Below are 7,623 nucleotides of genomic sequence, written 5' to 3'. Positions count from 1 at the left end.
TCGTCCAGATCGCCGGTCAAAGCCTGCACTGGGCAGCAGGCGAAACACTGACCCTGGCCAGCGGCCAGGCCAGCAACCTGGCCGTTGCGGGCAACCTGCGCCTGCACACCGGCCAGGCGATCGGCTGGCTGGTGGAGGCCGTGGACGGGGCACCAAGCGAAGACGCCTCGCTCAGTCTGGTGACAGGCGAAGGCGAGCTGGACATCCAGGCGCAGAACGACCAGATCAAGCTGCAAGCGAAGGACCAGCTGAAAGTCGTGAGCGCCAACGCCGAGGTCGAGTTTGCCGCCGGCAAGACGGTGCACCTGGCCACGTCGGGCGGCGCCAGCCTGACGATCGAGAGCGGCAACATCACCGTGGCCTGCCCCGGCGAGATCAAGGTGCATGCGAGCAAGAAATCGTTCGTGGGGCCCGTTCAAAGGAACTATCCGTTGCCGCAGTTTCCCCGCAGCAGCTGCAAGAGTTGCATCCTGGATGCCATGCGCCACGGCAGCCCCGGAGTCCTGGTATGACCGTCCACTACGCTCTGGTGGACAGTGCGCAGCGCCCGCATTTTCACGAGCGGCTGGAGAACCTGCGAACACCGTACCGCTCGCTGTTCGATGGAACCGCAGAGCAGGCGCTGAAAGATATCGCCCCGCTGCTTGTAGAACATATCGGCGAACTAACCGATAACTCATCGTTGAACCGCGAACTCCGTTCCCTGGGCGAACGCAAGCCCGCCGTGAGCTTGATCGCGTCGGACGCGTCGATGGATGAATTGGCCACGCACTTCCGCAGCTTCCACCTGGTTCGGGTCCCGGAACACGGCGAAAAAGACATGCTGGTGCGGTGGTACGACACCCGCATTCTCCCGATCTGGATGCAGCTGCTACGCCCCGATCAGCAATCCTCTTTCATCGGGACTATCTGCGAGTGGCGCTACTACGACCGCTTCGGTGACATGAAGGAACTGATCCTGCCTGCCCGGCCTGCCGAAGGGTTTCCGGCGTTGCCGCCGTTGCGCCTGGATGCAGACCAGTACAACAACTTCCTGGATGCATGCACACCGGATGCGGCCATCGCCCAGCTGCGTCGAATCATTCCTGAAGAAATACGACAGGTGCCGTACCGGACCTTGTACCCGTTCATCAGCGCCCACCTGTGTGACTCCTTCGCTCATGGGTTGGCCATGCTGGACGATCATGCCCAGTACCTCCTGCTGGCGTTGTACACATCGGGCGGATTTCGCGAGCACCCTTCCGTGATCGAGCGGCTGGCAGAGAATGCCCTGGCGCTGCCTGACTCGTTCACGGACTGGGCGACGGCGTTACCCGAAGACGTCTGGTTGACAGGAATCCCCTTATGGCAATACGGCACCGAACAATTTGCTGGACTCCGGAGCGTGTCTCGATGATGAGTTTCCATGGCTACGTCAACCATGGGGTGAGGCCTCGCTGGCGCGCACTGGTAGCGATATGCCTGCTCTGCCTGTTGCCGCTGTTGGCCGCGTGCCAGGAGAAGATGTATGCCGTTGGTATCCGTGGGTACAACCATACCGATGAAGTGATCGGTGAGTTCCAGATCAATGGTGGGTCCGGGGGATCTGCTCTGGCGCCGCATAGCGGAGGGGGGGAGTTTGACATGTTGCGCCAGCATTCCCGCCAAGTGGAGACCTGGTCTCCAAGTGACCATTCGCTGGGTTGACGGATGGTCGGAGAACGAACAAGAGCGAGTGGTGCCCGTGCCGGAATATACAGTAGAGACAGCGGGTTACTTCTCGGTCCACTTCCTGCGCAACGGTGAGGTTAAGGTATTTTCCACGAAGTATGATCTCTGGCATCCCGACTATCCCTTGAAGGGCGAAGAAGCGGGCCTTGAACCTGGCAAGCCGCCGCGTGGCCCATGGGATCCCTGAAACGGCGTGACACCGACAGTCAGCGCGATATGACAAGGAAGAAGCGACGATGACAAGGACGAGCATCGGTGCACACCCCATGCCGGAGAGTGGGCGACGTTTGCTATCGCCAAATGCCGCGCAAGCCCGCAAGCAGGCACTGGCGTGCCTACGGGAGAACAGTTCGGAATGCCAAGGACAGGTCCACGTCAATCTCTTCTTTGATGGCACCGGCAACAATCGTGGCTGGAATGGCGTGTTCGTGAGCAACCCGCCGAAGACTCGAGGCACGCAAACGCAGCGGGCCCGCAATGGGCACAGCAATGTCGCGCGGCTGTGGGAAGCGTCATTCGACGAGCCGGAGAATGGCCTGTTCAGGATATACATCCCCGGCGTCGGCACACCGTTTCCGGAAGTGGGCGACAACAGCCAGGACGGGAGCGCACTCGGCGCGGGCGCGGCTCTGTACGGGGCCGACCGCATCCATTGGGCGATCATTGAGATCATCAATGCGGTCCATCGCTATCTGACCGGTGCCCGGCTGATAGAACTTGAGCAGGCCCGGGTCCTCGCCAATGAGATGAGCAGGACCCGTCTATTCGAAGGACACTTGCGTCGAAATATGTTGGGCGCGGTCGCTCGACGTCTGGAAAATGTGGTCAAGAACCACCAGCGCAGGGTGCGTTCGCTCAATATCTCCGTATTCGGGTTCTCACGCGGCGCCGCGCAGGCCCGCGCTTTCGCGCATCGCCTGTTCGAGGTTGCGCAGGTCTGGGGCAGTGGCTGCGGCCACAACATCGGCGGCGTGCCGATGACCTTGGACTTCATGGGCATCTTCGACACGGTCGCCTCTGTTGGCTTGGCGGGAATGTCACGCATCGCCGACGGCAAGATGGACTGGGCCGATGGAGAGATGATGAGCATCCATCCAGAAGTCCGGCAATGCGTGCATTTCGCTGCGTTGCACGAGCAGCGGATCAAAATCGCCCAAAAGGCTGATTGGGCGTGAGTTCGGCGCGCCTGTCGGCTGTGCTGATATTGGCGGCGGTCGCCGCGCAACAAGGACATACCGAGGAGCATCGAATGGCAACAGGGGAGCGAACACATTGCCTTGGCAGGTACCTTATCGACCTGCCATCCGACGCGCGCGTCAACGCAAAGTTCGTGTTTGCCGATGCAGACGCGACAACCATCAAAGGCGTCGATGTCAAAGGTTTCCATGAGCAAGTGGATGGTCGTGAGAAACATCTGAGACAAGCGGCACACAGGCAGCATGAGAGCCTGTTCGTCGGTCGGGACAAATTTGACGACAACCACGTTGCCCTCGCATCCTGGCCAGGAGCCCACAGCACGCGCGTCATCCATTACGACATGTTCGGCTACCAGCCAACGCGGTCGGTCCTGTACCACCTGACAGGCCAAGGGAATGCAACTGATCGCGCACGCAGCTTGGCGTCGCGCTACCAAAAAGACCTGCTCACGCAATCGCTGCGGTTTCGGGATCCTGCCGAGGTTCCGGTGGAGCCAGGATTTTGCATCGATACCGGTTTCATCGCACGCAGCAAGCTGAACAGCGAGAAGGTCACCGCGGACGTCAGACTGAACGAATACCCCAGTGTCACCATCACCTTCATGTCGTACGTGACGGGAAAGCCCGATGCGGAACTCCTGACGCGGGCATCGTCCATTCCGCCGGGTTACGAGGAGATCGCGGCGCGCATGAAAACCCTGCGTCGCTCGCAGCTTGACCTTGGCATGGCGAAAGGCCAGGAGCTCCTGATACGTGGTGATGGAGACGGCAAGACATCGTACGAATTTCTCTGGGAGTCACAGGGGCGCGCGAACTCCTTGGAATTTCCCTTTCTTTCCTTGCAACTCAGTACGACGGCAAAGAGCGACGCCGATGGCGAGATCATCAATGCGCCGTTCGAGTCCGACGAACAGGCGATCGCTGTCTGGGAAATGCTGCTCGGGACCCTTCGGCTACGTCCGGGTGCGGTCGGACGTTGATGGCCATGGCCTGCGAACGCCACGCAAGGGCGCATCGTTTACCAAGTGCATGGATCGTGATCCCCATCGCGGGCTGCATTCGATTCTGCAACTGTCACGGCCTGGAAATGGAACGCTGCATGGTTGAGAAAGGATTTCAGCAGGAAGTCGTTGAGGTATCCAAAGGTTGCCGCAAGTCGTCTTTCTTCTAGGTATCGTGGACGGGTTCCATATGGACGTTGGGAGTATCTCTGGGAAAGGAATTCGTGTCCCATTTCGCTGGTGTCGAATCGTCGCTGTCCCGCTGTTGGCTGCCGTAGTGGCAGGCTGTGTGCACGTCCGAACTTCAGGGTACGAAGTAAGCTCGCCCCCCGGCACGCCCTATTGCGTCGGGCTTCACGAAGTCGCGTTGCCGCCGGGCGCAAAGGCCAAGGTCACCTCCGCCTATGCAGGCCTGCGCGACCAGGACAAGGGCCCCGCGCGATGGGATACGGTCGTGGCTTCGTTGCGGGAACGCTCCGACGCGGCAAAAGCCAAGGAGTCGCCGCGCAGCGACCGAGCCGCCGAACTCTACCGCGCCGCGGGCGCCAATCCGCGGGCCGCGTTCTCCAACAGCCGGCTGGTCGGCTTCGACACCAGTGGCGAAGCCGCTGTCATCGCCGAGCATTCCGGACCATCAGCTGCATTCACGATCGAGGCCCATCGCGTACAGGATGGGCGGCACTACGTGTTCGAAGGCGAGAGCAGCCAGGCAAGCCGCTATCCCGCCGTACGCGATGGCGTCCTAGAAACCATTTCCCGCTATAGCCCCCGCGAACGGGACACGTCGCCACCGGCGAACGCCTTCTGTACTGCGAACGGTTACTTCAGGCTCAAGGATGGCAAGGACGTGGCCGGTGATGCACAGCTCGTCGTTACTTTCCCGGACATGCCGGGTGTGTCGTTTTCATTGAGCATCTATGGACTCGTGGAGCCCAGCAAGGAACCGGCGTTCGCGCAGCGCGTTGCGCGCGATCTTGCCGAACTGACCCAACTGGGCGGACAGGTCAAACGCCTGCATGAGGGCGAGCGTGAGTACGGTGGGCAGACCGGTGGGATGGTGGCCATCAGCGTCGCCCACCGCTCGTCAGGCGCTTGCGCGACCGACGGCAACGCCTGGATCCGTGGGCGGCATCCGACCGCCCGCTTCCTTACCTGCCAGCCCTTCAGCTAGAAGATTCGCTGCACCGTGTTCTTGTTCATGTCCAACAACGCCGCCACCGTCCGATAGCCGAACGATGGCTCTTCCTCAATCATCGCCTTGATCGGCTCGGCCAGCTCGGGCCGGATCTTCGGCGGCGCCTTCGTCGGGTGGTAGTACATGCTCCGTCGTGCACCCCAAACCACCGGCACAGCGTCACCATCAAGACCTCAAAGCCTTCGTCCCGCAGTCCCTGCTGGATCGAGACCATCAGGTCTCGTCCTTGCCCAACAGGGACGCCAATTTTTTTCGAGCGCGCAACTCCAGCATGGCCTCGCCGTAGGCTTCCTGCAGGTCCTTGAGCTGGCGCTCGTATTGATCACGAACGTCCTCGGGCTTGGCACGCAGCGCGTTTTTCATGCCGCGCTTCCCCTCATCGACCCAGCTTTCGATCTCCGACGGGGTCAGGTCGAACTGGCGGCTGGCCTCAGCTACTGTCGTCTTGCCCTGGATGATTTCCAGCACCAGCGCCGACTTCCGGCGGGCCGTCCAACGCTTGATTTCCTCTTCCATCATCACGCTCATAGGTGTCTCCTTCGAAAAGTAGCACCTGAGCAGGAATTCAGTGGGTCACTACAGCGTTGCCTTCGACTTATGCAGAGACGCGCACGAAGAAGCCCAGTCGCGAGAGTCCGAAAGCCCTGGTAAGCCCTGACCGGTGACGAAGAGGCCACCTCTCCGCAAGGAGGAGTGGACGACAGCCTCGTAATGGCATTGTGGGATCGAATACTGTCTCGCTCAGGAAGCAGTCCGGTTGAAGCCGGCGATCGCCCCGACACCGTCCGTCATTCCGGGCCACGGGCACCGAAACCGTGACGCTGATCGCGTGGCGTCGCGTGACCCTGAACGGGACTTCTGATAGAAACACTTGGGGTTAAGACTGAAATTCGGGCCAGAGCCAAGGAGGCCCAGGTGAACAGTCATGCGTGGGACTGTGCGAGCGGGCCTTTCAAGGAACGACACGATGAATGATCCGTTGGCCCAGACCCAGCAAATGCTGGCGTCCCTGGCCCAGTACGTGGGCACCGACCGGCTGTACCAGCTGGAGGGCGACGCTCTCCCCGCCGACTGCGCCGTTGAGCGCTGGCAGGGCTGGGAGCAGGTGTCGCTGGGATACGAGTGGTGGGTGGACGTGCTGTCCGGTGACTCGTCCTGGGCCCTGGATGAACTGCTTGGCACCACCGCCACGCTCGCCACGCGTCTGGCCGACGGCAGCAGCGCCCGCCGCAGCGGCGTGATCCGCGAAGCGTCCTGCCTGGGCGGCGACGGCGGCCTGGTGCGCTATCGCCTGTGCCTGGTGCCGTGGACCTGGTGGATGACGCAGGGCCGGCACAGCCGCGTGTTCCAGGACCGGACCGTCATCGAGATAGCCGAAGCGGTGTTCGAGGGCTACGCGCCGCTTGCCCAGTGGCAGCTGTCCGACGAGGTCGGCCCGTTCATTGCCGAGGCCCATCCGCGCAGCTACTGCGTGCAGTATCGGGAAACTGACTTCGATTTCGTCAGTCGCCTGTTGGCCGAAGAAGGCCTTGGCTGGCGCTGGGAAGAGGACGCCGAAGCACCGGCCGGCCATCGCCTGGTGATCTTCGCCGACAGCACGACGCAGCCCGAGGACGCCATCGCCACTGGCGGCGGCATCCGCTTCCACCGCGACGACGCCACCGAGGCCCAAGACACGATCCACGCCATCGGTACCAGCCGTCGCGTCGGTTCGGCAAAGCTGAGCATGCTGGGCACGGACTACCGCAGCGTGCAGGCCGTGGCGGCGCAGCTGCCCCTGGGCGCCGACAGTGCGCCCGTTTACGGTGAATCCTACGACCCGTCCGGCGCCTATGCGTTCGCCGACGCCGCCCAGGCCTCGCGCCACGCCCGTCTGCTGGGCGAAGCGCGCGAAGCCGGCCGGCGGCGCTGGCAGGGCCAAGGTGGCGTGCGCAGCTTCCGTGCCGGCACCGCGTTCACGCTCACTGATGCACCGCGCAACGCCGAGGACGTGGACGCCTTCTTCCTGCAGGGCCTGCGCCACGCAGGCCGCAACAACCTGCCCGACACCGTGCGCGACGGCCTGGTCGAGCTGCTCGGCCCCGCACCCGGCTGGCCCGCCCTGCCCCAAGTCTTGCCGCTGGACACCACCGACATGCAGCAGCTGTGGCAGCACGCAGACGCCCATGGCTACGCCAACGCCTTCCAGTCGGTACCGCGCGCCCTGCCCTGGCGGCCGCGCCTGCACGACGACACCGGCACCCGCCTCAACCCGCGCCCGACCGCCCCGGGCTACCAGAGCGCCATCGTGGTCGCCGACGACGGTGGCCACGACGTGCTGAGCAGCGACGCGCTGGGCCGGATCAAGGTGAAGTTCCACTGGCAGGCCGGCGGCCAAGCCACGGCCGAGCGCTCCTGCTGGCTGCGCGTGTCACAGCGTTACGCCGGACCGGGCGTGGGTGCGCAGTTCCTGCCGCGGGTGGGACAGGAAGTGCTGGTGGCCTTCCTTGAGGGCGACATCGATCGGCCCGTGGTTGTTGGT

The 7,623-nt window shown here is 62.9% G+C and carries 9 protein-coding genes; 7 read left to right on the top strand and 2 right to left on the bottom strand.

Annotated features, from left to right (window positions below; translation table 11 throughout):
• From ACW7GZ_RS14660 to ACW7GZ_RS14635, 6 genes are all read left to right on the top strand, one after another.
• Positions 1 to 512, top strand: a 512-nt coding sequence (locus ACW7GZ_RS14660) for a DUF2345 domain-containing protein (protein ID WP_457009980.1), incomplete at its 5' end; no start/stop codon positions are given.
• Positions 509 to 1,396 carry a DUF4123 domain-containing protein gene (locus tag ACW7GZ_RS14655; protein ID WP_457009978.1) on the top strand — a complete coding sequence of 296 codons (888 nt, stop codon included), beginning with the start codon at positions 509 to 511 and terminating at the stop codon, positions 1,394 to 1,396. The genes ACW7GZ_RS14660 and ACW7GZ_RS14655, both read left to right, overlap by 4 nt.
• A gap of 171 nt (positions 1,397 to 1,567) precedes the next feature.
• Complete coding sequence (locus tag ACW7GZ_RS14650; RefSeq protein ID WP_457009982.1) at positions 1,568 to 1,897, top strand: DUF3304 domain-containing protein; 330 nt, start codon at positions 1,568 to 1,570, stop codon at positions 1,895 to 1,897.
• Positions 1,898 to 1,946: 49 nt separating this feature from the next.
• Positions 1,947 to 2,885 carry a phospholipase effector Tle1 domain-containing protein gene (locus ACW7GZ_RS14645; protein WP_457009976.1) on the top strand — a complete coding sequence of 313 codons (939 nt, stop codon included), beginning with the start codon at positions 1,947 to 1,949 and terminating at the stop codon, positions 2,883 to 2,885.
• Positions 2,882 to 3,886, top strand: coding sequence for a T6SS immunity protein Tli4 family protein (locus tag ACW7GZ_RS14640; RefSeq protein ID WP_457009974.1), 1,005 nt, complete (start codon positions 2,882 to 2,884; stop codon positions 3,884 to 3,886). The genes ACW7GZ_RS14645 and ACW7GZ_RS14640 overlap by 4 nt, the downstream gene beginning before the upstream one ends.
• A 388-nt stretch (positions 3,887 to 4,274) precedes the next feature.
• Positions 4,275 to 5,078, top strand: coding sequence for a hypothetical protein (locus tag ACW7GZ_RS14635; protein ID WP_457009972.1), 804 nt, complete (start codon positions 4,275 to 4,277; stop codon positions 5,076 to 5,078).
• Here ACW7GZ_RS14635 and ACW7GZ_RS14630 read toward each other — a convergent pair.
• A complete protein-coding gene (locus tag ACW7GZ_RS14630) occupies positions 5,075 to 5,227 on the bottom strand; it encodes a hypothetical protein (RefSeq protein WP_457009970.1) in 153 nt (50 codons plus the stop codon). The two genes, ACW7GZ_RS14635 and ACW7GZ_RS14630, sit on opposite strands and share 4 nt — an antisense overlap.
• Before the next feature lie 88 nt (positions 5,228 to 5,315).
• Positions 5,316 to 5,630, bottom strand: coding sequence for a DUF1153 domain-containing protein (locus tag ACW7GZ_RS14625; RefSeq protein ID WP_457009968.1), 315 nt, complete (start codon positions 5,628 to 5,630; stop codon positions 5,316 to 5,318).
• A 439-nt stretch (positions 5,631 to 6,069) separates the two neighbouring features.
• Between ACW7GZ_RS14625 and ACW7GZ_RS14620 the strand changes: the two genes are divergently transcribed.
• The coding region (locus tag ACW7GZ_RS14620) for a type VI secretion system Vgr family protein (RefSeq protein ID WP_457009966.1) at positions 6,070 to 7,623 on the top strand (1,554 nt) is incomplete at its 3' end.

This window comes from Luteimonas sp. A537 (assembly GCF_054052065.1).
This window is presented reverse-complemented; position numbering and strand designations above follow the sequence as displayed.

Excerpts from the sequence above, each read along its gene's own strand:
- ACW7GZ_RS14645 (WP_457009976.1), top strand. The coding sequence starts at position 1,947 with ATGACAAGGACGAGCATCGGTGCACACCCCATGCCGGAGAGTGGGCGA.
- ACW7GZ_RS14625 (WP_457009968.1), bottom strand. The coding sequence starts at position 5,630 with ATGAGCGTGATGATGGAAGAGGAAATCAAGCGTTGGACGGCCCGCCGG.
- ACW7GZ_RS14655 (WP_457009978.1), top strand. The coding sequence starts at position 509 with ATGACCGTCCACTACGCTCTGGTGGACAGTGCGCAGCGCCCGCATTTT.
- ACW7GZ_RS14650 (WP_457009982.1), top strand. The coding sequence starts at position 1,568 with ATGGTGGGTCCGGGGGATCTGCTCTGGCGCCGCATAGCGGAGGGGGGG.
- ACW7GZ_RS14630 (WP_457009970.1), bottom strand. The coding sequence starts at position 5,227 with ATGTACTACCACCCGACGAAGGCGCCGCCGAAGATCCGGCCCGAGCTG.